The sequence below is a fragment of the Orlajensenia flava genome, from assembly GCF_004801905.1.
Lineage (GTDB): Bacteria > Actinomycetota > Actinomycetes > Actinomycetales > Microbacteriaceae > Orlajensenia > Orlajensenia flava.
Genome location: NZ_SSSN01000003.1, coordinates 737,810 through 763,812, shown reverse-complemented (window position 1 = coordinate 763,812; position 26,003 = coordinate 737,810). Strand labels below are relative to the sequence as shown.

General features: G+C 69.4%; 27 protein-coding genes. 19 read left to right on the top strand and 8 right to left on the bottom strand.

The genetic code is table 11. The annotated features are described in order from the left end of the window. Positions 1-79 precede the first annotated feature (79 nt). Complete coding sequence (locus E6C70_RS05515) at positions 80-382, top strand: 4a-hydroxytetrahydrobiopterin dehydratase (protein WP_168770858.1); 303 nt, start codon at positions 80-82, stop codon at positions 380-382. Positions 383-389: 7 nt separating this feature from the next. On the opposite strand, the gene E6C70_RS05510 is transcribed toward E6C70_RS05515, so the two are convergent. Further along, the gene (locus E6C70_RS05510; RefSeq protein WP_136422989.1) at positions 390-986 is read right to left on the bottom strand and encodes a TetR/AcrR family transcriptional regulator; all 597 of its coding nucleotides are present in this window, start codon (positions 984-986) and stop codon (positions 390-392) included. A gap of 151 nt (positions 987-1,137) precedes the next feature. Continuing rightward, positions 1,138-1,848, bottom strand: a complete 711-nt coding sequence (locus E6C70_RS05505) for an MBL fold metallo-hydrolase (RefSeq protein ID WP_136422987.1) — start codon at positions 1,846-1,848, stop codon at positions 1,138-1,140. Positions 1,849-1,928: 80 nt separating this feature from the next. Here E6C70_RS05505 and E6C70_RS05500 point away from each other — a divergent pair, with 80 nt between their 5' ends. The 9 genes from E6C70_RS05500 to E6C70_RS05460 all read left to right on the top strand — a co-directional run bounded on the left by E6C70_RS05500 (position 1,929) and on the right by E6C70_RS05460 (position 11,854). After that, positions 1,929-2,501 carry a TetR/AcrR family transcriptional regulator gene (locus E6C70_RS05500; protein WP_136422985.1) on the top strand — a complete coding sequence of 191 codons (573 nt, stop codon included), beginning with the start codon at positions 1,929-1,931 and terminating at the stop codon, positions 2,499-2,501. 61 nt (positions 2,502-2,562) lie between these two features. Then, positions 2,563-4,170, top strand: a complete 1,608-nt coding sequence (locus tag E6C70_RS05495; protein ID WP_136422983.1) for a carboxyl transferase domain-containing protein — start codon at positions 2,563-2,565, stop codon at positions 4,168-4,170. Further along, complete coding sequence (locus E6C70_RS05490; protein ID WP_136422981.1) at positions 4,167-6,149, top strand: acetyl/propionyl/methylcrotonyl-CoA carboxylase subunit alpha; 1,983 nt, start codon at positions 4,167-4,169, stop codon at positions 6,147-6,149. Before E6C70_RS05495 ends, E6C70_RS05490 begins: the two co-directional genes overlap by 4 nt. Then, positions 6,146-7,312, top strand: coding sequence for an acyl-CoA dehydrogenase family protein (locus E6C70_RS05485; protein WP_136422979.1), 1,167 nt, complete (start codon positions 6,146-6,148; stop codon positions 7,310-7,312). Before E6C70_RS05490 ends, E6C70_RS05485 begins: the two co-directional genes overlap by 4 nt. 10 nt (positions 7,313-7,322) lie before the next feature. Next, positions 7,323-7,799 (top strand): MaoC family dehydratase, encoded by a 477-nt coding sequence (locus E6C70_RS05480; RefSeq protein WP_136422977.1) that lies wholly within the window; start codon positions 7,323-7,325, stop codon positions 7,797-7,799. Beyond that, a complete protein-coding gene (locus tag E6C70_RS05475) occupies positions 7,796-8,605 on the top strand; it encodes an HpcH/HpaI aldolase/citrate lyase family protein (RefSeq protein WP_136422975.1) in 810 nt (269 codons plus the stop codon). The genes E6C70_RS05480 and E6C70_RS05475 overlap by 4 nt, the downstream gene beginning before the upstream one ends. Positions 8,606-8,719: 114 nt before the next feature. Next, positions 8,720-9,772, top strand: coding sequence for an aldo/keto reductase (locus tag E6C70_RS05470; RefSeq protein WP_136422973.1), 1,053 nt, complete (start codon positions 8,720-8,722; stop codon positions 9,770-9,772). A 56-nt stretch (positions 9,773-9,828) separates the two neighbouring features. Further along, complete coding sequence (locus E6C70_RS05465) at positions 9,829-11,214, top strand: M16 family metallopeptidase (protein ID WP_136422971.1); 1,386 nt, start codon at positions 9,829-9,831, stop codon at positions 11,212-11,214. Positions 11,215-11,248: 34 nt separating this feature from the next. After that, entirely contained in the window at positions 11,249-11,854 is a 606-nt protein-coding gene (locus E6C70_RS05460; protein ID WP_136422969.1) for a histidine phosphatase family protein, read from the top strand. A gap of 12 nt (positions 11,855-11,866) precedes the next feature. On the opposite strand, the gene E6C70_RS05455 is transcribed toward E6C70_RS05460, so the two are convergent. After that, positions 11,867-12,346: a GNAT family N-acetyltransferase gene (locus E6C70_RS05455; RefSeq protein WP_136422967.1), complete on the bottom strand. Its 480-nt coding sequence runs from the start codon at positions 12,344-12,346 to the stop codon at positions 11,867-11,869. A gap of 57 nt (positions 12,347-12,403) precedes the next feature. On the opposite strand from E6C70_RS05455, the gene dapB reads away from it, so the two are divergent. Continuing rightward, positions 12,404-13,144, top strand: coding sequence for a 4-hydroxy-tetrahydrodipicolinate reductase (gene dapB / locus E6C70_RS05450; protein ID WP_136422964.1), 741 nt, complete (start codon positions 12,404-12,406; stop codon positions 13,142-13,144). Then, positions 13,141-13,620 carry a hypothetical protein gene (locus tag E6C70_RS05445; protein ID WP_136422962.1) on the top strand — a complete coding sequence of 160 codons (480 nt, stop codon included), beginning with the start codon at positions 13,141-13,143 and terminating at the stop codon, positions 13,618-13,620. Before dapB ends, E6C70_RS05445 begins: the two co-directional genes overlap by 4 nt. Here the strand turns inward: E6C70_RS05445 and E6C70_RS05440 are convergent. The 3 genes from E6C70_RS05440 to E6C70_RS05430 form a co-directional block, all read right to left on the bottom strand. Beyond that, on the bottom strand, positions 13,559-14,494 hold the full coding sequence (locus tag E6C70_RS05440) for a TIGR01777 family oxidoreductase (RefSeq protein WP_136422960.1): 936 nt from the start codon (positions 14,492-14,494) through the stop codon (positions 13,559-13,561). The genes E6C70_RS05445 and E6C70_RS05440 overlap by 62 nt on opposite strands. A 4-nt stretch (positions 14,495-14,498) precedes the next feature. Continuing rightward, positions 14,499-14,924 (bottom strand): OsmC family protein, encoded by a 426-nt coding sequence (locus E6C70_RS05435; RefSeq protein WP_136422958.1) that lies wholly within the window; start codon positions 14,922-14,924, stop codon positions 14,499-14,501. Between the two features lie 109 nt (positions 14,925-15,033). Then, positions 15,034-15,951 (bottom strand): TetR/AcrR family transcriptional regulator C-terminal domain-containing protein, encoded by a 918-nt coding sequence (locus E6C70_RS05430; protein ID WP_268895948.1) that lies wholly within the window; start codon positions 15,949-15,951, stop codon positions 15,034-15,036. A gap of 195 nt (positions 15,952-16,146) precedes the next feature. On the opposite strand from E6C70_RS05430, the gene E6C70_RS05425 reads away from it, so the two are divergent. After that, positions 16,147-17,394 (top strand): FAD-dependent monooxygenase, encoded by a 1,248-nt coding sequence (locus tag E6C70_RS05425; RefSeq protein WP_136422954.1) that lies wholly within the window; start codon positions 16,147-16,149, stop codon positions 17,392-17,394. On the opposite strand, the gene E6C70_RS05420 is transcribed toward E6C70_RS05425, so the two are convergent. Continuing rightward, complete coding sequence (locus tag E6C70_RS05420; protein WP_136422951.1) at positions 17,391-17,903, bottom strand: DUF4395 domain-containing protein; 513 nt, start codon at positions 17,901-17,903, stop codon at positions 17,391-17,393. The genes E6C70_RS05425 and E6C70_RS05420 overlap by 4 nt on opposite strands. Next, positions 17,900-18,331 carry a TlpA family protein disulfide reductase gene (locus tag E6C70_RS05415; protein ID WP_136422949.1) on the bottom strand — a complete coding sequence of 144 codons (432 nt, stop codon included), beginning with the start codon at positions 18,329-18,331 and terminating at the stop codon, positions 17,900-17,902. The genes E6C70_RS05420 and E6C70_RS05415 overlap by 4 nt, the downstream gene beginning before the upstream one ends. Positions 18,332-18,411: 80 nt before the next feature. Here E6C70_RS05415 and E6C70_RS05410 point away from each other — a divergent pair, with 80 nt between their 5' ends. The 6 genes from E6C70_RS05410 (at position 18,412) to E6C70_RS05385 (ending at position 26,000) form a co-directional block, all read left to right on the top strand. Beyond that, positions 18,412-19,218: a thymidylate synthase gene (locus E6C70_RS05410; RefSeq protein ID WP_136422947.1), complete on the top strand. Its 807-nt coding sequence runs from the start codon at positions 18,412-18,414 to the stop codon at positions 19,216-19,218. Next, positions 19,215-19,859 carry a dihydrofolate reductase gene (locus E6C70_RS05405; protein WP_136422945.1) on the top strand — a complete coding sequence of 215 codons (645 nt, stop codon included), beginning with the start codon at positions 19,215-19,217 and terminating at the stop codon, positions 19,857-19,859. Before E6C70_RS05410 ends, E6C70_RS05405 begins: the two co-directional genes overlap by 4 nt. Before the next feature lie 61 nt (positions 19,860-19,920). After that, the gene (gene dapA / locus E6C70_RS05400; RefSeq protein WP_136422943.1) at positions 19,921-20,895 is read left to right on the top strand and encodes a 4-hydroxy-tetrahydrodipicolinate synthase; all 975 of its coding nucleotides are present in this window, start codon (positions 19,921-19,923) and stop codon (positions 20,893-20,895) included. 20 nt (positions 20,896-20,915) lie between these two features. Continuing rightward, on the top strand, positions 20,916-22,592 hold the full coding sequence (locus tag E6C70_RS05395; protein ID WP_136422941.1) for a ribonuclease J: 1,677 nt from the start codon (positions 20,916-20,918) through the stop codon (positions 22,590-22,592). A 67-nt stretch (positions 22,593-22,659) separates the two neighbouring features. Beyond that, positions 22,660-23,151, top strand: a complete 492-nt coding sequence (locus E6C70_RS05390; RefSeq protein WP_136422939.1) for a GNAT family N-acetyltransferase — start codon at positions 22,660-22,662, stop codon at positions 23,149-23,151. Between the two features lie 80 nt (positions 23,152-23,231). Beyond that, a complete protein-coding gene (locus E6C70_RS05385; protein ID WP_136422936.1) occupies positions 23,232-26,000 on the top strand; it encodes an FtsK/SpoIIIE family DNA translocase in 2,769 nt (922 codons plus the stop codon). The last annotated feature ends 3 nt before the right edge of the window (positions 26,001-26,003 follow it).

Below are 26,003 nucleotides of genomic sequence, written 5' to 3'. Positions count from 1 at the left end.
GCGTGGGGCCGGTCATCGCCACCCCGAAGACCGTCGGCACCGGGTTCCCTCGCGGTCAGGACGGGGGCAGGATGAGACCATGAGCGACATCCTCGGACCCGACCAGACCGACACAGCCCTCGACGGCACCGCGTTCTCGCACCTCGGCGACGTGCTGCTCGGTTCGTACTCGACGCGGGACTTCGCCGCATCGGTTCGACTGCTCGATGCGGTCGCCGTGCTGGCCGACGAACTGAATCACCATCCCGACGTCCGCGTCGGGTACGGCACGATCGAGTTCGAACTGAGTTCGCACGACGTGGACGGCGTGACGCAGCGCGACGTCGATCTCGCTCTGCGCATCCAGCAGGTCGCCGACGATCAGGGCGCCGAGAGCGAGTAGCAGCCGCTCAGGCGGTGAGGGCCGCGAGCGCCATCGTCTCGAGCGCGTCGCGCACGACGTCGGCGGCCGGCAGCCGCCCGCTGATGCGCGCGCTGTGCGGGGTGGAGTTCATCAGTCCGAACGCCGCATGCGCACGGATGCGGAGGTGGGCATCGGATCGGGCGGGATGCAAGCGCGCCAGGACGCCGACCCACAGCTCGACATAACGCCGCTGCAGGCTGCGCACCTCGTGGCGGTCGGTGTCAGCGAGACTCGGCATGTCGCGATCCTGCACGAGGATCACGTCGGCGTTGCCGAGGGCGAATGTCACGTGGAACCGCACCAGGGCCGCGAGGGTGCTCGCCGCGTCGTGGTCGGATGCCAGCACGCTCTCGCCTCCCGAGAGGAGGCCGGCGCTGGCATCAACGAGGATTGCCGCGAGGACGGCCTGCTTGCCGGCGAAGTGCCGGTAGACCGCCGGCCCGGAGATGCCGGCGGCTGAACCCAGGTCGTCGATCGAGACGCCGGCGAACCCGTGCTCCGCGAACAGCGAGGCCGCCGAGGAGAGCAGCGCGTCGCGGCGGTCGGCCTTAGCGCGGTCGCGGCCGGTCAGCGTCTCGCTCATGTCTCAACCCCCTGCATGTCGGTGAGTGAACGTTAACCGAAACCGGCGGGACAGGCAACCCGGCGGGAGGGCTGAATGAGGGTTTCGATACGCGGGCTCGCTGCGCTCGCGCGCTACTCAGCCAGCAGCAGGAGGGCTCGCTGCTCGCTCCTCAACCGGCGGCGGCGTGCACGCGACGGACCGCCTCCGCCGTGCCGCCATCCCAGGGCGTGCCGTGTCCGGGCAGCACCCAGCGGACGTCGACGGCGGCGAGCCGATCGAGCGAATCGAGTGCGCCGGCCGGGTCGTCCGTGAAGGGAGCGGGAGCCGGCCCGACACCGCCGGTGAGCACGTGCCGCGTGGTGAGACCGTCCCCCACGAACACCGCATCGACGGAGCGGACGAGTACGCCGATGCTGCCCGGCGAGTGTCCCGGAAGCGCGATCACCTCGGGCGAACCCGGCAACGCCAGCACCTCGCCGTCATGGACGGGAATCACCTCGGTGAGATGCCGCGTCCTGCCGCCCTTCCTCACGGCGTAGGCGATGAAGGCGAGCGTCGCGCCGATGCGCAAGTGTCCCCACGCCGGCGACGTGGACTCCTCGCCGCGGGCGCGTGCTGCATCCGCCTCCCCGACGAAGACGGGTATTCCGAGCTCGGCGCGAAGACGCTCGGCGAAGCCGATGTGGTCGGAGTCGCCGTGGGTGAGCACGATGCCGCGGATGTCGGACAGCGGACGACCGAGCGAGGCGAGCTCCGCCTGCAGGTCCTTCCACTGGCCGGGCAGGCCGGCGTCGATGAGCGTGATGCCGTCATCGGTCACGACGAGGTAGCAGGCCACGATGTCGTTGCCGATGCGGTGCAGTCCCGGTGCGAGTTGCATGTCGATCTCCAAGTCGAATGGTTGACGATGGCTACGGTACATAGCTATGATGGCTAATGTCAATAGCCAAGGAGGAGCGGATGCCCACCCCCGATCGCACATCACTCGAACTGATCGTGAGCGCCGCGCGCGGCATCCTCGAACGCTCGGGAGCGGACGGACTCACCATGCAGGCCGTCGCCGACCGCGTCGGAGTCAAGGCTCCGTCGCTCTACAAGCGCGTGCGCAATCGCGACGCTCTCGTCGGCCTCGTCGTCGAGGCCACGCTCGTCGAGTTGGCCGTCCGCCTCGAACGAGCTCGCGTGTCGGTGAGCCGAGACGACGTGGTCGCGGCCGTGGCGCGGGAGTTCCGCGCGTTCGCCCACGAGTTCCCGGTGGCGTACGCGGTATCGGTCGGTCCGCTCCCCGAGGATTCCCGACCGGCTCGCGAGACTCTGGCCGCGACGAGCGCCCCGATCATCGACGCTGCGGCATCCGTCGTCGGGGAGCAGCACGCCCTCGAGGCCGCCCGCACCATCACCTCCTGGGCCAACGGGTTCCTGGGTATGGAGCTCTCGGGGTCGTTCCAGCTCGGCGGAGACATCGACGCGGCCTTCGACTACGGCGTCGACATCCTGCAGCGAGCGCTTGTCGTTTCGGTTAGCGAGCGTTAACCTATAATGAGTTAGCGAGCGTTCACTGGAATGCTCGGTGCCGTCGATGGAGAGGCGCCGGATGGTCATCCTGCAGAGCACGTTCGATCCCGCGAGCGAGACGTCCCGGCGCGCGGCCGCCGAGAACTCCGCCCTCCGCGCCGACCTGCACGATCGCCTCGCCACCGCTGCCCTCGGTGGACCCGAGTCGTCCCGAGAACGTCATGTGGCCCGCGGAAAGCTGTTGCCCCGCGAGCGGGTGGATCGGTTGCTCGACGAAGGCAGCCCCTTCCTGGAGATCGCGCCACTGGCCGGCGATGGCCTCTACCCCGACGAGACACCGGCTGGGGGCGTCATCTCGGGCATCGGCCTCGTGGGCGGCCGCCACGTGCTCGTCATCGCCAACGACGCGACCGTCAAGGGCGGAACCTACTACCCGATCACGGTCAAGAAGCACCTGCGCGCCCAGGAGATCGCCCTCGAGAACCGGCTGCCGTGCGTGTACCTCGTCGATTCGGGCGGCGCCTTCCTGCCGAAGCAGGACGAGGTGTTCCCCGATCGCGACCATTTCGGCCGCATCTTCTTCAACCAGGCGCGCATGAGCGCCCAGCGCATCCCGCAGGTGTCCGCGGTGATGGGGTCGTGCACCGCGGGCGGCGCCTACGTTCCGGCGATGAGCGACGAGACCGTGATCGTGCGTGGCCAGGGCACCATCTTCCTCGGTGGTCCGCCGCTGGTGAAGGCCGCGATCGGCGAGGTCGTCACGGCGGAGGAGCTCGGCGGAGGCGAGCTGCACTCACGCATCTCGGGGGTCACCGACCACCTCGCCGAGAACGACGAGCACGCCCTCGCGATCGTGCGCGACATCATCGCCACGGTCCCGCCTCCGCGCGAGCCGGCCTGGGAGGTGACGGATGTCGAACCTCCCGTTCTCGACGAGGGCGACCTCGCGGGCCTCGTGCCGACGGATGTCCAGCAGCCCTACGACGTGCGTGAGGTGATCGGGAGGCTCGTCGACGGCAGCGCATTCCACGAGTTCAAGAAGGAGTACGGCGACACCCTTGTGACGGGGTTCGCGCGGCTTCACGGGCATCCGATCGGCATCGTCGCCAACAACGGGGTGCTGTTCAGTGAGAGCGCGATGAAGGGCGCCCACTTCATCGAACTGTGCGACCAGCGCGGAATCCCGCTGGTGTTCCTGCAGAACATCTCGGGCTTCATGGTGGGGCGCGATGCCGAGGCGGGCGGCATAGCCAAGCACGGAGCCAAGATGGTGACGGCCGTCGCGACCACGCGTGTGCCGAAGCTCACGGTCGTCATCGGCGGCAGCTTCGGTGCGGGCAACTACTCGATGTGCGGCCGGGCCTACTCGCCGCGGTTCCTCTGGATGTGGCCGGGTGCCCGCATCAGCGTGATGGGGGGCGCGCAGGCGGCATCCGTGCTCGCGACCGTGAAGCGCGACCAGCTCGAGGCGCGCGGCCAGGACTGGCCGGCCGAGGACGAGGCCGCGTTCACCGCGCCCATCCGCGAGCAGTACGAGACGCAGGGGAGTCCGTACTACTCGACGGCGCGGTTGTGGGACGACGGCATCATCGATCCGGCCGACACGCGCACGGTTCTCGGCCTCGCACTGGACGTGTGCTCTCGCACGCCTCTGCCCGAACCGGCCTTCGGCCTCTTCCGGATGTGAGCGCCGTGCCCCTCTTCGACACCGTCCTCATCGCCAATCGCGGCGAGATCGCCGTGCGCGTCATCCGCACCCTCCGCGCCCTCGGCATCCGCTCCGTCGCGGTCTACAGCGATGCCGATGCCGATGCCGTCCACACCCGGTTGGCGGATGTCGCCGTGCGCATCGGGCCGGCCGACGCGCGCGCGAGCTACCTCGACATCGACGCCGTGCTCGACGCCGCCCGGGCGACCGGAGCGCAGGCGATTCACCCGGGTTACGGATTCCTGTCCGAGAACGCGGCGTTCGGACACGCGTGCGCCGAGGCGGGCATCGTGTTCATCGGTCCCGACGAGTACGCCCTCGCGGTGATGGGCGACAAGATCCGCGCCAAGCTGCACGTGGCCGAATCGGGCGTGCCCGTCGTGCCGGGCGTCAGCGACCCGACGCTCGACGATGCCGGACTCATCGCTGCAGCGGAGGGGGTCGGATACCCGCTGCTCATCAAGCCGTCGGCCGGGGGTGGCGGAAAGGGAATGCAGCTGGTGCGCTCGTCCGATGAGCTGGCCGACGGCATCGCCACCGCACGGCGCGTCGCCGCCTCATCGTTCGGCGACGACACCCTGCTGCTCGAGCGGTTCATCGAGGAGCCGCGTCACATCGAGGTGCAGGTGCTGGCGGATGCGCACGGCGGCGTCATCCATCTCGGCGAGCGCGAGTGCTCGTTGCAGCGCCGTCACCAGAAGGTGATCGAGGAGGCGCCGTCGCCCCTGCTCGACGCTGCCACCCGCGAGCGCATCGGACGGGCGGCCTGCGATGCCGCCCGGAGCGTCGACTACCGCGGAGCCGGAACCGTGGAGTTCCTGGTCTCGGCGCGCGACCCCGAGACGTTCTTCTTCATCGAGATGAACACCCGCCTGCAGGTGGAGCACCCGGTCACCGAGGCGGTCACGGGCACCGACATCGTCGCCGAGCAACTGCACATCGCGGCGGGGCTGCCGCTCTCGCTCACGCAGGGCGACCTGCGGGTGACCGGCCACGCCATCGAGGCCCGCGTCTACGCCGAGAGCCCAGAGCGCGGCTTCCTTCCCTCGACCGGTCGAATCCTGGCGTACCGGGAGCCCGCGGGTGTGCGGGTCGACAGCGGCATCGACGTCGACAGCGTGGTGAGCGCCAACTACGACCCCATGCTCGCGAAGGTCATCGCCTTCGGAGCCGATCGAGCCGAAGCGCTCGATCGACTCAATGCGGCGCTCGCCGAGACCGTGGTGTTGGGCATCGACACCAACATCGCCTTCCTGCGCTCCCTGCTGGCCGACGACGACGTACGCGCCGGGCGGCTCGACACCGAGCTCATCGACCGCCTGCCGGCGCTCGAGCCGGCCGTTCCCGATGACGCGCTCCTCGCGGTCGTGGCCGAGACCATTGCGGCGGCGGATGTCGAGGCTCCCGGCCGCGCTGCGCCCCTCTGGCGCCAGCGGAGTGGGTGGCGCATCGGAGCCGACCGGCCTCGCTCCCTGACTCTCGAGTTCGACACTCCCGAAGGCAGGGCGACCCGCGACGTCCCCGCCGATCGGGGCTCCGCGTCTGCGCTACTCGATCAGCGCGTCACCATCGTGCGCGACGGTGCGTCCGTCTGGGTCCACGCCAACGGAGCGAGCTTTCAACTCGCCGTCCTCGACCGCGCCGCCCGCCTGACCCGGTCGCTGGCCGCCGTCCGTCGTGAAACCGGAGGCGTGGCGCCCGAGGTGCGGTCCCCGATGCCCGGCACCGTCGTGGCGGTCCACGTCGCCGACGGTGACCACGTCGAGGAGGGCGCGCCGATCGCCAGCATCGAGGCCATGAAGATGGAACACCGTGTCACCGCCCCGACCGTCGGCATCGTCCACCTCGACGTCCGCGTCGGCGGGCTCGTCAGCCGCGACCAGCTCATCGCATCCGTCACCCCGATCACCAGCGCCACGAGCGCAACCACCAGCGAGAAAGAGGAGACCCCCTCATGAACTACGACCTCAGCACCGAGGAGCAGGACCTCTACGACCGTGTCAGCGACTTCGCCGACACCGTGGTCGCTCCGGCCGCCTACGAGTACGACACCCAGCGTCGCCTGCCGATGGAGATCATCGCGCAGATGGGGGAGATGGGCCTCTTCGGGCTGCCGTTCCCGACGACGTACGGCGGTCAGGGCAAGGACTACTTCCAGCTGTGTCTGGCCGTCGAGGCGCTCGGCCGGGTGGACCAGTCGATCGGAGTCACCCTGGAAGCCGGCGTCGGCCTGGGCATCATGCCCATCTACCGCAACGGTTCGCCGGCCCAGCGTGAGAAGTGGCTGCCCGACCTCATCGCCGGCCGCGCCCTGGCCGGCTTCGGTCTTACCGAGGCGCGTGCGGGGTCGGATGCCGGAGCCACCGAGACCACGGCCGTGCTCGACGGCGACGAGTGGGTCATCAACGGCTCCAAGCAGTTCATCACCAACTCGGGCACCCCGATCACTCGCATCGTGACCATCACGGCGGTCACGGGAGAGCGGGTCGGTCGCGACGGCCGGACCAAACCCGAGCTGTCCACGATCATCGTGCCCAACGCCACCCCCGGATTCACGGTCGAGCCGAGCTACGACAAGGTCGGCTGGCACACCAGCGACACTCATCCGCTCACCCTTGAGAACGTCCGCGTGCCCCGCGAGAACCTGCTGGGGGATCGCGGTCGCGGCTACGCCAACTTCTTGCAGACCCTGGACGAGGGACGCGTCGCGTTCGCCGCCCTCGCCACGGGAGCGGCCCAGGGCTGCCTCGAGGAGGCGCTGCGCTACGCCAAGGAGCGCGTGGTCTTCGGCACCACCATCGGTTCGAACCAGCACATCGCTTTCACCATCGCGAAGATGCAGGCCCGTGTGCACCAGGCACGGCTGGCCTGGCACGACGCGGCTCGCAAGATCGTGGCCGGCAGGCCTTTCAAGATGGAGGCCTCGATCGCCAAGATGGTCTCAGGGGAGGCGGCCATGGACAACGCGCGCGATGCGACGCAGATCTTCGGCGGTTACGGCTTCCTCAACCAGAACGCCGTCGCTCGGCATTACCGTGACTCGAAGATCCTCGAGATCGGCGAGGGGACCACCGAGGTGCAGCTCATGATCATCACCCGCGAGCTCGGGCTCGCCGGCTAGGAGGACGCTCGTGACCCACGACGTCGAGCAGCGCGGACTCTGGTACGAGGAGTTCGACGAGGACGCCCGCTACCTGCATCGGCCCGGGAGGACGGTGACGGATGCCGACAACGTGCTCTTCACGACACTCACGATGAATCCACAGCCGCTCCACCTCGACGCGGCCTGGGCGGCGACGCAGCCGTTCGGGCGCATCCTCGTCAACTCGCTCTTCACGCTGTCGACGCTCGTGGGGATGTCCGTGGGGCAGCTCACCCGCGGGACGTTGGTCGCGAACCTCGGATTCGGCGAGGTGGCGTTCCCGCATCCGGTGTTCGTCGGCGACACCCTCTACGGCGAGAGCACGGTGCTGGAGCGGCGGCTGTCCAGTTCTCGCCCTGGGCAGGGGGTGGTCGTGCTCGCGCACACGGCGCGCAACCAGGACGACGTCGTTGTCGCGACCGCGTCTCGCAGCATGCTGGTGTGGTGCGAGGGGGCGCACCCGTGAGCCTGCCGTTCGGACCCGCACTGCTGTTCTGCCCCGGCGACCGGCCGGAGCGCTACCAGAAGGCACTCGAGCGCGCCGATGCGGTCATCATCGACCTCGAGGATGCCGTCGGCCACGACGACCGCGAGTACGCCCGGGAGTGCCTGGTGTCGATGCAGCTCGACCCCGACCGCACGATCGTGCGCATCAACCCCATCGGCAGCCACGACGCGCAGGCCGACCTCTCAGCGGTCGAGGCGACGGCCTACCGCTACGTCATGGTGCCGAAGGCCGAGTCGGCCGAGCAGATGCGAGCCGTGTCCGGCCTGCAGGTGCTGGCTCTATGCGAGACCGCCCGCGGGGTACTGGCCGCGCCCGCGATCGCCGCGGAGCCGAACGTGGTCGGACTCATGTGGGGAGCGGAGGACCTGGTCGCCTCCCTCGGCGGAACCGGCAGCCGTCGAGCCGACGGTTCGTATCGGCCGCTCGCGCTGCACGCCCGCTCCGCCATCCTGCTCGCGGCGGGGGCGGCGGGCATCGCCGCAATCGACACCGTTCACCTCGACATCGCCGACGTCGCCGGGTTGACCGAAGAGGCCGAGGACGCGGCGGCGAGCGGGTTCGCGGCGACCGCGTGCATCCATCCGAGCCAGGTCGTCGTCATCCGCGATGCCTACCGTCCCGACGATGACGAGGTGGAGCGCGCGCGGGAGATCATCGCCGCGGCCGCCTCCGAGCATGGCGTGTTCCGGCACGGCGACCGCATGGTCGACGCCCCGCTGCTGCGCCACGCGGAGGCGGTCATCCGCCGCGCAGACCGGCGCTGACCCCCGAAGACGGGGGCGAGAACGAACGTTTCGATAACAGTTCGGAGCAACGCCGCGAATCGGTCGAGCAGTGTCTGAGGGCTGCCCTACTCTCTGACCAACAGAGGAGAGGGAATGACGCAGTCGGCCGAGGCACCGCAGGCGCAGCTGCCTGCCGACCTCACCGTGCCCGAGCTGCTCATCCCCACGCCCGAGCCGGTTCCGTCGCTGTTCTCGGGGCCCGTCGGCATCTATCCGGTGGTCGCCCCGGCCCGTCGCCGCATCCCCGACACCGACCTGTGGGTCTACCCGGTGGCGCTGGGCGCGCAGCGCTTCGGCCGCACCGTCGAGACGCGAACGGCGGTCGACATGCTCGACCGTTACCGCGAGGCCGGCGGCAACCTCATCGATTCCGTCGACGCCGTGGTCGCGCGGCCCAGCGAGCAGCTCGTGGGCGCGTGGCTCAAGGCGCGCGGATGCCGCGACGACATGCTCCTGGCCACCACGGTCGGCGGCGGCACCGACTTCCCCGGCATCGCTCCCGCGAACATCCGCGCCGGCGTGGACGCCTCGCTGCGCCGCCTCGGTGTCGAGCGCATCGACCTGCTGTTCCTGCGCGAGTCGCCCGATGCCCCGGTCGAGCTCGAAGAGAGCCTCGGCGCGATCGACGCCCTCGTGCGCGCCGGCAAGGTGAACGAGATCGGCGCGGCCGGGTTCAGCGCGGAGCGTCTGTTCCAGGCTCGCGTTCTTGCCGCCAATGGCCTGCCGTTCTTCCGCGCGGTCCAGACGCCGTACAACCTCGTCGAGCGGCTCGGATACGAGTCGAGCATCTCCCTCGTGGCGGCCGCTCAGGGGATGGCGGTGTTCCCCTCCAGCCCGCTCGCCCACGGCACCCTCGCCGGCAGCCCGCGTGCCAATGACAGCTTCCCCGAGGACTCACGACCCGGGCGCGTCACCAACCAGCTGAACCGACGCGCTCACCGCATCTTCGTCGTCCTCGACCGCATCGCCGGCGAGTACGGTGTCTCGGCACCGACCGTCGCCCTGGCCTGGCTGCTCACCAAGCGCGGCGTCGTGGCGCCCGTGACCGGTGCGCGCTCCATCATGGAGCTCCACTCGATCATGGGAGCTCCACGCGTGACCCTCACGCGCGCCGACATGCTCGATCTCGACCGCGCGAGCGTCTGAGGCAACCCCCGCGGCAACCCCGCCCGCTGTCGGCGTGCTCGTCTAGAGTGGGAGGAATGAACGGTGCAGTCGACCTCCCGCTCGGCCAGGCCGAACTGACATTCACCGCATCCGGTGACACCCTCGTGCGACGTTCGGTCCTGCCGAGCGGCGTGCGCATCCTCACCGAGCAGGTTCCCGGCTCGCGCAGCGCGACCATCGGCTATTGGGTGGCCGTCGGATCCCGCGACGAGCTGCCCGCGATCCCGGCCACGCACGGCATCCATGCGCACCCGGCGACGTTCGGGTCCACCCACTTCCTCGAGCACTTGCTGTTCAAGGGCACGACGGCTCGCAGCGCGCTCGACATCGCCATCTCGTTCGACGCTGTCGGCGGTGAGCACAACGCGATGACCGCCAAGGAGTACACCTGCTACTACGCCAAGGTCCGTGATCAGGACCTGCCGATGGCCGCCGAGGTGCTCACCGACATGCTCACCTCGTCGCTCCTGGACGAGACCGAGTTCGAGAACGAGCGCGGCGTCATCCTGGAGGAGCTCTCGATGGCCGAGGACGACCCGGCCGATGTCGCGAATGAGCGTTTCTTCGAGGCCGTCTTCGGTTCGCATCCGCTCGGCCGCCCGATCGGCGGCAGCCCCGAGACGATCGAGGCGGTCACCCGCTCGGCCGTCTGGGAGCACTACCGGGCCAACTACCGACCGCAGGACCTCGTCGTGACCGCAGCCGGCGCGGTCGACCACGACGAACTCGTCGCCACCGTCGTGCGCTCGCTCGAGGCGGCCGGCTGGGACCTGGATGTCGTCGCGGCACCGGTCGCCCGCCGCTCGGCCGAGCCGGCGACCATCGAACGGGGCTCGCGCGTGGTGGTCGTCGACCGTCCACTCGAGCAGATCAACATGTTCCTGGGCACGCCGGGCCTGGTCGCCACCGACGACCGGCGGATGACGATGAGCGTCATGAACTCGATCTTCGGCGGCGGAATGTCCTCGCGGCTCTTCCAAGAGGTCCGCGAGAAGCGCGGGCTGGCCTACTCCGTCTACTCGTTCGCACCGGCCTACTCCGACGCTGGCGTGTTCGGCATGTACGCCGGCTGCTCGCCCGCGAAAGCCCCTCAGGTGGCCGAGCTCATGCTCGCCGAGCTGGACAGGCTCGCGTCGGCGGGTGTGACGGATGCCGAGATGCAGCGCGCCGTCGGCCAGATCGCCGGGGCATCCGCACTCGCGCTGGAGGACTCCGACACGCGCATGACCCGCCTCGGCCGCTCGGAGATCACCCAGGCCGAGTTCGCCGACCTCGACGAGGGGCTGCGACGTGTTGCCCTGGTCACGGCGGAAGACGTCCAGCATCTCGCAGCGGAGCTCGCCGCCAAACCGCTCTCCTTGGCCGCCGTGGGCACCGTCGACGCCGACGCACTCGCGGCCATCCTTCCCGATCAGGACTGACGCCCTTCCGTCGTCCCGCACGAAAGAGACAACGTTGCCTCACCACTACCTGTACCTCGTTCGCCACGGCGAGCAGCAGCACGCCGAACACGGCCTGCCCGACGGCCCGCTCTCTCCTCGCGGTCGTCGTCAGGCGCAACTTCTGGCCGAACGGCTCGGGGGAGTGCCGTTCGATGCCGCCTGGCACTCACCGCTGCAACGAGCGGCCGACACGGCGGCCATCATCGCCGAACGGATGCCGGCCATCACCTCGGAGCCGTCCGCGCTGCTGTTCGACTGCATCCCGTCCGGCCCGTCGCCCGAGACCCCCGAGGCGTTCGACGCCTTCTTCGGCTCCGTCACCGAGGAGGAGATCGAGGCAGGCAGCGCTCAGATGGAGGACGCCGTCGCGGAGTTCCTCAAGCCGGCTCGCGGTGAGCGGCACGAGTTGCTCATCACCCATAACTTCATCATCGGCTGGTTCGTGCGCGAGGTGCTGGGAGCACCCGACTGGCGCTGGATGAGCATTCCGCAGGCCAACTGCGGACTCACCATCCTGCAGCAGAAGCCCGGCCGTCCGTGGACTCTCCTGACCCACAACGACCTGTCGCACCTGCCGGTCGAGCTGCGCACCGGCATGGCCGAGCCGCTGCCGGCCTGAGCCCGCCCGGCGTCAGGGCGCGAGCGGCTTGCCGTACCAGTTCGTCGCGTTGGGGTTGTCGTTGTAGGGCTCGATGTCGCGGTAACCGCTCGATCGATACAACCCACCCGCCGCCGCGAGGCTCGCGTTGGTGTCGAGCACGACATCCATCGCGCCGAAGGCGGCTGCGCGTCGTTCGAGTTCGGCGAGCAGGATGCGCCCCGCGCCGAGACCGCGCGCCGACGGGCGCAGGTAGAGGTGCTTCACCTCGAACAGCGTCGTCCCATTCGGACCGTCCCCGAGCCGACGGATGCCGCCGCATCCGACGACCCCGCGGTCCTCGTCGTCGACGACGAGGAAGACTCCGCGCGGCGGTTCGAACTGATCGGCTGCCGGGAAGGTCGTGCGATAGCCTCCCGCGCTCGGAAAGGTCGCCTCGCGCTCGGCGAAGTACTCCGCCAACAACGCGTGCGCGACGTCGTCGTCCACGCGCAGTTCGCGGAAGGTCACCATCTCACCAGCGTAGGCGAGCGCTCGGGTCGCGCCGACGTGGATTGGTAGGCTGGGCGGGTGAGCACTCGCGTAGCCGTCATCGGCGCCACCGGCAGGATGGGGCGACTGATCACCCGCCTGATCGGGGAGTCCGATGACTTCGAGGTGGTCGCGTCACTCGACTCGCGGAGCGATCTCTCCCAGATGCGCGGCGCCGACCTCGCCGTCGACGTCAGCCACCCCGCGGCCAGCGGCGACATCGTCGAGTTCGCCATACAGGCCGGTCTGCGCGTGCTCGTCGGAACCTCCGGATGGTCGCAGGAGCGCATCGCGCGATTGCGACCGCTCGTCGAGGGTCGCGAGGATTCCGCGGTCATCATCGTGCCGAACTTCTCGGTGGGTTCGGCCCTCGGCACGGCCCTGAGCGAGATCGCCGCACGCTACTTCGACTCGATCGAGATCATCGAGGCTCACCACGCGCACAAGGTCGACTCGCCGTCGGGCACCGCGGTACGCACCGCCGAGCGCATCAGTGCGGCCCGCGCGGAACTCGGACCGGTGGACGCCCCGCACAACGACCAGCGCGCCCGCGGTCAACTCGTGGCGAGCATCCCCGTGCACAGCCTGCGCCTCGGCGGTGTGCTCGCCAGTCAGCAGGTCACCTTCGGCGGAACCGGCGAGACGCTGAGCATCCGCCACGACACCCTGTCGGACGACTCTTACGAACGCGGCATCCTGCTCGCCCTGCGCGCCCTGCCGACGGCGACCGGGGTAACGGTGGGCCTCGATGCGCTGCTCGACCTCGGCGGGGCACGATGAAATCGCGGCTGGCCGCCGCCCTCATGGCGGCACTGCTGGTGGTGTACTTCGTTCTCGTCGGATGGCGGGCCGTGCAGTTCGTGCTGACGGGACAGCCGCTGGCCGTCGTCATCGGCATCGCGTTGATCGTGTTGCCGCTCGTCGGCGTGTGGGCGCTCTGGCGTGAGATCTCGTTCGGCGTCACCAGCGAGCGGCTCGTCAAGCGGCTGGACGCGGAGGGCGCCCTTCCCGTCGAGGATCTCGACGTTCGCCCGAGCGGCCGGCCCGATCGAGCGGCCGCGACGGAGGAGTTCGCGCGGTACCAGGCGGAGACCGAGGCGGCGCCGGAGGACTGGCGCAGCTGGTTCCGGCTCGGGTTGGCCTACGATGCTGCGGGCGACCGGCGGCGCGCTCGCGCCGCCATCCGTCACTCGATCAGTCTCGAGCGTGCCGAACGACGCCGTCCGCCGGACGCCGCGGACGCCGCCGCCCGCTGAGCATCCAGTCGATCGCCTCCTCGGGCGTCGGGTGCCGAAACGTGAAGCCGTCGGCGAGGAGACGCTCGGGGGCGACGTCCGTGTCGGCGAGCAGCAGGTCGCGCGCATCCTGCAGTGCGAGGGAGACGATGGCCTTCGGTGCCGGGATGAGGTAGGGCCGGCGCAGCTCGTCGGTGAAGGCGCGCATGATGCGCTCGGCCGTCGTCGGAGTCGGAGCCACGAGGTTGACCGGACCGTCGACGCGCGACGACAGCAGATGACGGATGGCCGCCACCTCATCAGGCAGCGTTATCCACGGCCAGTGCTGCTGGCCACTGCCCAGCGGTCCGGCCAGGCCCAGCCGTGCCTGCAACTCGACGATCGAGAGCACGCCGCCCTTGCCCACGACCAGGCCGGTGCGCAGCTTCACCACCCGTACGCCGTCGGGCGCCCGGTCGGCAGCCTTCTCCCAGGCCACCACGACGTCGGAGAGGAAGCCGCTGCCGGCAGGGGAGTCCTCGGTCAGCTTCTCGCCGGGGCGATCACCGTAGTATCCGACCGCCGAGCCGCTGAGGAAGACCGACGGCGGTGAGGTCGCCGTGCGCATCGCATCCGTCAGCGTGTGGGTCGCCCGGATGCGCGACGAGGCGATCTCGCGCTTGTATCCAGGGGTCCAGGGCAGTCGTCCGAGCGACGCCCCTGACAGGTTGACAACGGCATCCACCTCGTCCATGACGCCGCCGGGGATCAGCCCATCGTCAGGATGCCACTCGACCTCGTCGCCCGCGGTAGCCGGTCGCCGGACGAGGCGCAGCACCTCGTGGCCCTCCTCGTCGAGCGCGCGAACGAGGTCCGACCCGATGTATCCGGATGCTCCGGCGATGAGGATCTTCACGAGTTCACGCCAGGTCGGCCTCGAGGGTGATGGGGATTCCCGTGAGCGCCTTCGAGACCGGGCAGTTCTCCTTGGCGAGGGTAGCGATGCGGTGGAACTCGTCCTCCTCGATGCCCGGCACGGTCGCGTTGACGAGGAGGTGGGATCCGGTGATGCCGGTACCGGGCACGAAGGTGACAGCCGCAGTGGTCTGGATCGACGTGGGCGGGAAGCCGGCGTTCCTCAACTCATTCGAGAAGGCCATCGAGAAGCAGGCGGAGTGTGCGGCGCCGAGCAGCTCTTCCGGGTTGGTCACCCCGGCATCACCCTCGGCCCGCGCCTTCCACGACAGCGGGAACGATGCCGCGTTCGAGGAATCCAGGTTGACGTTGCCATTGCCGGTGAACAGCTCGCCGTTCCAGACCGTTGTCGCTTCGCTCGTGATGCCCATGGTTCCTCCTCGCAGACGGGTGCCCAGATGGGGCCCTGTTGTCAGAGTAGGCGCGCTGCGGGTGACGGTCTACGCCGCGGCCCGGGCTGGAAGGATGCCCGTCGGCGTGCTAGGTGCCGGACCGGTGAAGCCAGGTGGCGAAGCCGTCCAGGAGGCGTTGGAGCCCGAACTCGAACAACGTCGTCAGGGTCAACTCGATGACCGGCTCGTTGCCGACCGCGGCCAGCATCGGGAAGCCCCCGGTCGCGACCGTCGTATCGTAGGCGGGCCCGTGAGCACGGATCCACTGATCAGCGGTGAGACCGGTGTCCTGCTGGGCGCGCAGCTCCGCCTCCAGGTCGATGGCGCAGCCGCGGACGTAGCCCGCCACGACCACGGCGGCGTGCATCAGCGCGTTCTGAGAGAGCCCGAATCCGTCGAACGCCTGCAACAGCGCCTCCGTGTGCCGCATGCCGTGCGGCGCGTTCTGCGGGCGGCTGAGCGAGAGCAGGGACGGCATCCACGGATGACGCAGGTAGATGCTCCACTGCAGGTGGGCGACGGCCTCGAGCTGCTGCCGCCACTCGGTGCCGGATGTCCGACTCGGGGGCGGGTACTCGGCGAACACGGCGTCCACCATCGACACCAGCAGGTCCTCTTTTCCACGCACCCGCGGATAGAGCGACATCGTCGCCACCCCGAGCTCTGCGGCGATGCGGCGCATGGACAGCCCGGCGAGACCGTCCTCGTCAGCCAAGCGGATGGCTGCGTCCACCACATCCTCGGTGGTCAGGGCTGGCGCAGCGCGGACCGCTGCAGAGGCCGGCGCCGCGGCGCGCGCGCGTTGCGCGCGATCGGGGCGGTCGACCACCACCATTCCGACGCCCGGGAGCGCTCGCACCAAGCCGTCATCCCGAAGCGCGGCCAACACCTTGCTCGCCGTGGCGAGTGCGACGCGATGGTCGCGGACGATCCGCCGTGCGGAAGGAATCGCGTCGCCGGGTGCCAATTCGCCCGACGCGATCCGTGTGCGCAGGTCATCGGCGATCCGACGGTAGGGCGGCAGGGCGGGAATGGGCTGGCCTCCGTACTAGTACACCGCACCGGGTGTACAGAGCTCGCGATTGCTGTACTAGGACACCTGCGCTTGGTGGAGCGTCGTCGCTGGCGTCGCGGTGGTCGTTATCGCGAATATACAGCGTACGGCGGTTTCGTCGCAAAATGTACGAGGAGAGGGGCCACCATGGCCGGCCGGACGATCTTGATCAGCGGAGGCGGCATCGCGGGGCCGGCTGTCGCCTACTGGCTGCAGCGCTACGGCTTCGATTGCACGATCGTGGAGCGCTCCGCCGCTCCACGTGCTGGTGGGCACGCGGTCGACCTGCGCGGCGCATCACCGTGGGTGGTCGAGCGGATGGGGCTGCTCGACGCGGTTCGGGCGCGATCGCTCCACGAGCGCGGGCTCCGCATGGTTGACGCGCGGGGAACGAAGAAGGTGGAGATGCCGGCCGAGGCCTTCGGCGGACGAGGGGTGGTCGCCGACATCGAGATCCTGCGGGGCGACCTCGCCGGAATACTCGCCGACGCGACCGGCGACGACGTCGAATACCGGTACGACCAACGCGTTGTCGGACTCGAGCAGGATGGCGACGGCGTGCACGCGCGTTTCAGCAGCGGCGACGAGCAACGCTTCGATCTGGTGATCGGCGCCGATGGGAGCCACTCGACGGTCCGTCGGCTGAGCTTCGGGCCGGAATCGCGGTTCTCGCATCCGTTGGGGGCGTACAACGCGCACTTCAGCATCAGCCCTGAGCTTGCTGCAGCGAGCGGCCTCGACCGCGACAGCTCGGACGACTGGTTCACCATCCACAACGCTCCCGGCCGGCGGATGGTGGGCACGCGCCCTGACCGGGACGGTGGCGTCAAGGCGATGTTCATCTTCGGTGCTGAGGGCGTCGACGCCGGCGTGCTGCGCGATCCGGTCGAGCAGCGTCGCGTGTTGCGGGAGCGATTCGCCGGCATGGGATGGAAGACCCCCGCGCTTCTGGCCGCCATGGACATGGCCGACGACTTCTACTTCGACAGCTACGCGCAGGTGAAGATGCCCAGCTGGGTGAACGGTCGCGTCGCGCTGCTGGGCGATGCCGGTTACAGCCCGTCGCCGGCGAGTGGGCAGGGCACGAACCTGGCGATCGTCGGCGCCTACGTGCTGGCCGGGGAGCTCGCGCTCACGCAGGGCGACCCGGCCGGTCTCACCGAGTACGAGGGGGCGATGCGGGACTACGTCGAGCGCAACCAGAAGCTCATGCCGGGGGGCGTCGACATCATGATCCCTCGCTCGGCTGCCGCGATCCGAATGGGTCATGTGCTGAATCGCGTGATGCTGAGCAAGCCGCTTCGTCCGCTCGTGGCGCGCGCATTCGCGGCGGAGGATCCGTTCACGCCACGCGAATACCCCGATCAGCTCGCGGACGCGGCGAGTTCGAACTAGGCGCGTGCCGCTCGGCGGATGCGCAGCCGCTGAGCTCCGAGGTACAGCTCGCAGCCGAGGCAGAAGTCGAACGCCGCGTTGAGGAAGGCGGCGATGAACGCCAGCGATGCCGCGACGGGGACGGCCGGCGCGAGTCCGACGAGGCCGAGGAGCACGCCGACTCCGGTGACGACGAGACCGATCAGCTGAGCGAAGGTGGGCGGTCGCGGGTCCTCCAGCTCGGCGGGACGCGACAGCCGGGGCCGCACCAACAACCGGAAGATCGCGCCGTAGGGATGGTGGCGGATGCCCGCGGAGGCGCCCCAGGCGAAGATCGCGGCGATCGCGGTGAGCAGCGCGAGGGTCGCCACGTCGGCGCCGACGAGCGAGAGCACGACGACCGCGAGCAGCAGGGCGGCGGTGATGGCGGCACCGAACCGCGGAGCACGGGGGTCGATTCCGGGGGCGCTCGCGGCAGCTCCCGCGACGGGCGCGCGCAAGGTCTCACGTGCTGTAGTGGGTTCGGTCATGTCGTGCTCTTGAGGACGGTGTCGAGTTCGTGGACCAGTTCAGTGCGACGCGGTGCCCCGCCGATGCGGGCACGGACGGCCCCGTTTCCGTCGAGGACGAGCGTCGTGGGCGTCTGGAGCACCGAGAATCGGCGCGCGATGTCGGGGCGATGTGTGAGATCGACGTCCAGGTGCACGACGCCGTGACGGCTCGCCGCCACCTCGCTCAGCAGGGTGCGCGTCTGGGGACAGCGCGAGCAGAACTCCGTGGAGAACTGCACGAGGGTGGCCCGGTCGCCGAAGGGTTCACCGGCTGCGACATCCGCGGCCCTGACCGTGTCGCCCGATCCGTGACTGACGCGTCCGCTCCGGCTGCGCAGGACGAACCCGATGACACTCGCCGCTGCCACCAGGGCGAGCGCTGCGACGAGAGCCGGAAGGACGGGCATGGTCCGAAGGTACGCACCGCTGCCACCGGGCGGGGGAGTGTGACGGAGGTTTACGCATTGCCCGGAGTAGCATCGACGCGATGACCGAGACGATCCCCACCCCGTACGAAGATCTGCTGCGCGAGGTGCTGGCCGACGGCACGCACAAGAGCGATCGAACCGGCACCGGGACGCGCAGCGTGTTCGGCCGCCAGATCCGGTTCGACCTGTCGCAGGGCTTTCCGCTCATCACCACCAAGCGCGTGCACTTCAAGTCGATCGCCTACGAGCTGCTGTGGTTCCTGCGCGGTGAATCCAACGTGGGGTGGCTGCGCGAGAACGGCGTCACCATCTGGGACGAGTGGGCGGATGCGGCCGGCGAGCTCGGGCCCGTATACGGCGTGCAGTGGCGGTCGTGGCCGACCCCGTCGGGCGAGCAGATCGACCAGATCTCGCAGGTGATCCGCGACATCCGCGAGACACCGGATTCGCGTCGGCTCATCGTGTCGGCGTGGAACCCCGCCGACATCCCGAACATGGCTTTGGCCCCGTGCCACGCCCTGTTCCAGTTCTACGTCGCCGACGGGCGGTTGTCGTGCCAGCTCTACCAGCGCTCGGCCGACCTGTTCCTCGGGGTTCCGTTCAACATCGCCTCCTACGCCCTGCTCACCCACCTGGTTGCGGCGCAGACGGGCCTCGAGGTCGGCGACTTCGTGTGGACGGGCGGCGACTGCCACATCTACGACAACCACGTCGAGCAGGTCACGGAGCAGCTCACGCGCGATCCCTACCCGTACCCCGTGCTGCGCGTCGCCCCGCGGGAGAGCATCTTCGACTACACCTACGAGGATCTCGAGGTGCTGGACTACCAGCACCACCCCGCCATTCGCGCCGCCGTCGCCGTATGACGGATGCCGCGCCGGTCGGGCATCCGGGCTCGCTCGGCCTCATCTGGGCGCAGGCGCGCGGCGGGGTGATCGGTGCCGGGGGAACGATGCCCTGGCACCTGCCCGAGGACTTGGCGCACTTCCGCGCCGCGACGATGGGCGCGCCCGTGATCATGGGTCGGCGCACGTGGGAGTCCTTCCCCGACCGTTTCCGCCCGCTGCCCGGGCGTCGCAACATCGTCGTGACCCGCGATCCGGAGTGGGCGGATGCCGGCGCCGAGGCTGCTGGTTCCCTCGACGAGGCGCTCGCGCTCTGCTGGGCGAGCGTTTCGGTGCCCGAGTCCGCGCCCCGCGCCACTTCGTCGGCCTCAGCGCCCACTGATGTGGCGCGCACCTCGTCGAACTGGCGGGGAGATGAGGTGGACGCCGTGGGTGCGGCTTCTGACGTGTGGGTAATCGGCGGAGGCGAGCTGTACCGAGCCGCCATCGCCCACGCCGATGTGCTCGAGGTGACCGAGATCGACCTCGACGTCAACGGCGACACCATGGCCCCCGAGATCGACCTGGATGTGTGGCGGGTGGCATCCGTCGACGCGGTCGAAGGGTGGCGCACCTCGCGCACTGGCCTGCGCTACCGCTTCCTCACCTACGCCCGCTCCTGACGCCGGGGTCCGACCGGTAACGGTCGGCGCCGCCGCAACCCGAACCGATACGCTGAAGCACGTGTCGACGCAGAATCCCTTCGGTCAGGTCCTTGTCGCCCTCGTCACTCCTTTCACCGCCGACGGTGAGGTGGACTGGCCGGGCGTCGAGAAGCACATCGACGACGTCATCAACGCTGGAGCAGACGGCATCGTCGTCACAGGCACCACGGGCGAGACCAGCACGTTGACCGACCCGGAGAAGATCAAGCTCGTCGAGGTGGGCAAGGACGTGGCGGGCGATCGCGCCAAGATCATCACGGGCGGCGGATCCAATGAGACCGCCCACGCGATCGAGCTCTACAAGAAGAGCGAGCAGGCCGGCGCCGACGGCGTCATGATCGTCACGCCGTACTACAACAAGCCGACCCAGGCGGGCATCCTCACGCACTTCCGCATGATCGCGGATGCGACCGACCTGCCCGTCATCCTCTACGACATCCCAGGACGCACGGGCGTTCCCATCACGTACGAGACCATCCTGCGCATCTCGAAGCACCCCAACGTGCTCGCCGTCAAAGACGCCAAGGGTGACTTCAGCGAGGTCAGCCGGGTCCTCAACCAGACCGACCTGCTGTACTTCTCGGGCGACGACGCCAACATCCTGCCGCACCTCGCGATCGGCGCATCCGGCCTCATCGGCGTTACCGCCAACATCGCGCCGACGCCGTACCGCACCATCATCGACGCGGTGAACGCGGGCGACCTCGCGACGGCGACGGATGCCCACCGCAAGCTCGAACCGCTCGTGCGCGCGGTGATGACCCACGTTCCCGGCACCGTCGCAGCCAAGTACATCCTGCACGGCCTCGGTCGCATCGGCAGCCCGCGCGTGCGCCTTCCCCTCGTCGGCCCCGAGGAATGGGAGGCCGCGCAGATCGAGGACGAGATCGACCTCGTGCGCGACATCCCCGGTGTCGACTTCTCCAACTTCCGCCCCGACCGCAATGCGGCAGCCGGCGGTGCGCTCCCGCGCATCGCGGGCACGACTCGATGACAGAAACTTCAGGAGGGCACATGCCCAACGACGTCCACGAACCAGCTCCGCTCGAACCGGGCACCCTGCGCGTCACCCCCATCGGCGGTCTCGGCGAGGTGGGTCGCAACATGACCACCTTCGAGATCGACGGCAAAATCCTCATCGTCGACTGCGGTGTGCTCTTCCCCGAGGAGCACCAGCCGGGCGTCGACCTGATCCTGCCCGACTTCACCCCCATCCGTGACCGTCTCGACGACGTCGTGGGTGTCGTGCTCACGCATGGCCATGAGGACCACATCGGCGCGGTGCCGTACCTGCTCAAGCTGCGGGCCGACATCCCGCTGATCGGGTCGGCGCTCACGCTCGCCCTCGTCGAGGCGAAGCTCAAGGAGCACCGCATCGCGCCGTACAGCCTCGCCGTCAAGGAAGGCGACATGGAGGCGATGGGGCCGTTCGACCTCGAGTTCATCGCGGTCAACCACTCCATTCCCGACGCGCTCGCCGTCGTCATCCACTCGGCGGCCGGCACCGTGCTCGCCACCGGCGACTTCAAGATGGACCAGCTGCCGCTCGACGGCCGCCTCACCGACCTCCGCGAGTTCGCGCGCCTCGGCCGTAGCGGGGTGGACCTGTTCCTCGTCGACTCCACCAACGCGGATGTCCCGGGCTTCACGCCGACGGAGCGCGCCATCGGCCCCGTGCTCGATCAGGTCATCTCCAAGGCGCCACGTCGTGTGATCGTCGCGAGCTTCTCGAGCCACGTCCACCGCGTGCAGCAGGTGCTCGACGCCGCCCACGCGAACGGTCGCCGGGTGGCCCTCCTCGGCCGCAGCATGGTGCGCAACATGACCATCGCCGCCGACCTCGGCTACCTCAAGGTGCCCGAGGGAGTGCTGATCGACTACAAGAAGGCCGGCAACATCCCCGACGACAAGATCGTCTACATGTCCACGGGTTCGCAGGGCGAGCCGATGGCCGTGCTCAGCCGGATGGCCAACCGCGACCACCAGGTCGAGGTGGGCGAAGGCGACACCGTCATCCTCGCCTCGAGCCTCATCCCCGGCAACGAGAATGCGGTCTACCGCGTGATCGACGGCCTCACGAAGCTCGGTGCGAACGTCGTGCACAAGGGCAACGCGAAAGTGCATGTCTCGGGCCACGCGGCCGCTGGCGAGCTGCTCTACGTCTACAACATCCTGCAGCCGAAGAACGTGCTGCCCGTGCACGGCGAGTACCGCCACCTCAACGCCAATGCCGCCCTCGCCCGCGAGACGGGCATCCCGACGGAGAACGTCTTCCTCGGCGAGGACGGCACCGTCTTCGACATGAAGGACGGCAACGTCCGCGTCGCCGGTCAGCTCGACCTCGGCTTCGTCTACGTGGACGGGTCGACCGTGGGCGAGATCACGGATGCCGACCTCAAGGACCGCCGCATCCTCGGTGAGGAGGGTTTCATCTCCGTCATCGTGGTGGTCGACGCATCGACGGGCAAGGTGATCGTCGGTCCTGAGATCCACGCCCGCGGGTTCGCCGAGGACGACGCCGTGTTCGACAGCATCCGTCCCAAGATCGTGTCGGCGCTCGCCGAGGCGGCGCAGTCGGGAGTGCGCGACTCGCACGCGCTGTCGCAGGTCGTGCGCCGCGTGCTGGGCACCTGGGTCGGGCGCACGCTGCGCCGTCGCCCGATGATCGTGCCACTCGTCATCGAGGCGTAGGCGCGGGCACCTTCTGGGGCTCGACGGCCGTAACAGGCCGGAAACACGACGGTCGTAGCATCGGCCCATGACGGCCGTCAGCCTGCGGAGAGCCGTCGGGAGCGACTCGAGGTTTCTCACCGACATGGTCGTCGAGGCTGCCAACTGGAACTACTCGGCCGCGCGCCAGCGCATCTCGGTGCTCGCGGATCCCGCCTACCGGCGCTACGTGAGCGGATGGCAGCGCCCGAGCGACGTCGGAGTGGTGGCGACGGATGCCGAGGGCGCACCGATCGGTGCGTGCTGGTTCCGGCTGTTCCCGTCCAACGCCCCCGGTCACGGCTTCGTCGGCGTCGGCGTGCCCGAGCTCATCCTCGGGGTCAGTCCCATCTGGCGAGCGCAGGGAGTCGGTCGGGCACTCCTGCGCGAGACGGTGTCGCTCGCGCGTCAGAGCGGCTACCGCCAGCTCGCCCTCAGCGTCGAGCATGCCAACCACGCCATGGCCCTCTATCGGAGCGAGGGATTCATCAACGTATCGACCCCCGGCTCCCGCGAGACGATGGTCCGCAACCTCAGCTGAGCGCCCGCAGGTGCGGGGCACGGGCGACACCCGAGCCCGCCTCCCGAGGAATGACGGCGGGCGCAAGTACCGTGGATTCCATGGCTACGAGCACCAAGGCGACTGCGCGCGCCCGATCCACGGGCACCTCCCGTGGCGCCGCCAAGCCCGCGGCGACGCGCACCGGCACCGCCAAGACGGTGAAGCTGGCCGCGCCGGTCGAACACGACCCGATCCTGCGTCGCGCCTGGATGGGCGTCGCCCATATCGCCGGGGGAGCGGCCCGCGCACTCGGGCCCGAGAAGCTCGCCAAGGAGGAGCGCCGCGACGGCCTCCCCTTCTTCATCGTGCTGCTCGCCGTCGCGGGCGCGGTCGTCGAGTGGTTCCTCATCGACAGCCCTGTCGCCCAGACCCTCGACGCCTGGACGTTCGGTGGCCTGCTCGGCCGCGTCGCCTTCGGCCTGCCGATCATCATGCTGCTGTTCGCCGTCTGGCTGTTCCGGCATCCGGCGTCGGTCCACGACAACTCGCGCATCGGCATCGGGCTCGGCATCCTGCTCGTCTCCATCGCCGGAATCTGCCAGGTGTTCGGCGGCCAGCCCTCGCCGACGCACGGCATGGTCGGGCTGGCGCGCGCCGGGGGCATCCTGGGCTGGATGATCACCTGGCCGCTGCTGCTCGTGGGCGGCTGGCTCGCCGTGCTCGTGATGGTGCTCCTCATCGCCCTCTCGTTGCTCATCATGACCAAGACGCCGCCGAACCGCGTGCCGCAGCGCTTCCACGAGCTCTACGCGTGGCTGTTCGGCGCGACGCTGCCCGACGAGGACGAGCGCAGGGCCGCGAAAGAAGCCAAGGACGCGAAGGAGAAGTTCGCGCAGGGAGAGCTCGAGGGCATCGACGACGAGCAGCCCGCCGAGGGCAACCTGCCCTGGTGGCGCCGCAACGCCAGCGGTCGTGAGGAGGCGCCGGATTCGGAGGCGCCCGGCGTCGACGGCATCGAGGCCATCTTCGGGGGTTCCGCGCAGGGCGGCTTCGCGAGCCCGATCGTCTCGGATTCGCCGACCGACGGCCAGGCGACGGATGTCATCGCCACCATCAACGACGCCGAAGCGGCCGTCAAGGCGTTCACGGGCGGGGCTCCCGAGCTGGCCGTCGAGGGCGCTGCCGATGCGGCTCCCGGACTGCTGCCCGGATTCGTCGCGGATGCGGAGACCGCGTTCGACCCGACCTCCGCCGTGCCGGCTGACGCTCAGCCCACCGCCCCGTACCACCTGCCGGCCGCATCGACCCTCGCCGCCGGTGCGCCCGCCAAGACGCGGTCCGCCGCCAACGACGAGGTCGTGCGCGCCATCACCACGGTGCTCGACCAGTTCTCCGTCGATGCCCGCGTCACCGGCTTCTCGCGCGGCCCGACCGTCACGCAGTACGAGGTCGAGCTCGGTCCGGGCGTCAAGGTGGAGCGCGTCACCGCGCTCGCGAAGAATCTGTCCTACGCCGTCGCATCCAACGAGGTGCGCATCCTCTCGCCCATTCCCGGCAAGAGCGCCATCGGCATCGAGATCCCCAACAGCGACCGCGAGATCGTGACCCTCGGGGACGTGCTGCGCTCGGGGGTGGCGGCCAAGTCGACCCACCCCATGACCATCGGCGTCGGCAAGGACGTCGGCGGCGGTTTCGTCGTCGCGAACCTCGCCAAGATGCCCCACCTCCTGGTCGCCGGATCGACCGGCTCGGGCAAGTCGAGCTTCGTCAACTCCATGATCACGAGCCTGCTCATGCGCGCCAAGCCGACCGACGTGCGCATGGTGCTCATCGACCCCAAGCGCGTCGAGCTCGCGCCGTACGCGGGGGTGCCGCACCTCATCACGCCCATCATCACGAACCCCAAGAAAGCCGCCGAGGCGCTGCAGTGGGTCGTGAAGGAGATGGACATGCGCTACGACGACCTCGCGTCGTTCGGCTTCCGTCACATCGACGACTTCAATAAGGCGGTCGTGGGCAACGAGATCATCCTGCCCCCGGGCAGCGAACGCGTGCTGAAGCCCTACCCCTACCTCCTCGTCGTGGTCGATGAGCTCGCCGACCTCATGATGGTGGCCCCGCGCGACGTAGAGGACTCGATCGTGCGCATCACGCAGCTGGCTCGGGCATCCGGAATCCACCTGGTGCTCGCCACCCAGCGCCCGAGCGTCGACGTCGTGACGGGCCTCATCAAGGCCAACGTGCCCAGTCGACTGGCCTTCGCCGTAACGAGCGTCACCGACTCCCGCGTCATCCTGGACCAGCCGGGCGCCGACAAGCTCATCGGACAGGGCGACGCGCTCTTCCTTCCCATGGGCGCGTCCAAGGCGCTGCGCGTGCAAGGGGCGTGGGTCAGCGAGAGTGAGATCGAGCGCGTCGTCAAGCACGTCACGCGGCAGGCCAGCCCCGACTATCGGGTGGATGTCGCCGCCGTCACGGAGCGCAAGGAGATCGACTCCGACATCGGCGACGACCTCGAGTTGCTGCTCGCGGCAGCCGAGCTCGTGGTCTCGACGCAGTTCGGTTCCACCTCGATGCTGCAGCGCAAGCTCCGCGTCGGCTTCGCGAAGGCCGGGCGTCTCATGGACCTGCTCGAGTCGCGCCAGATCGTGGGCCCCTCCGAGGGGTCGAAGGCGCGCGATGTGCTCGTGACGGCCGAACAGCTGCCCGGTGTGCTGGCCCGGCTCCGCGGTGAGGACGGCGCGCCTGCCGCCGTCGCCCCAACGGCGCCGAACCCTGCAGCATCCGACCCCTATGGCGGCGACCCCGTCGCACGGATGACCGAGGGTTATCCTGAGGAGGACGGCGACTCGGACGAGGACGCCTGGAACCTCACCGGCAGGGACTAGAGC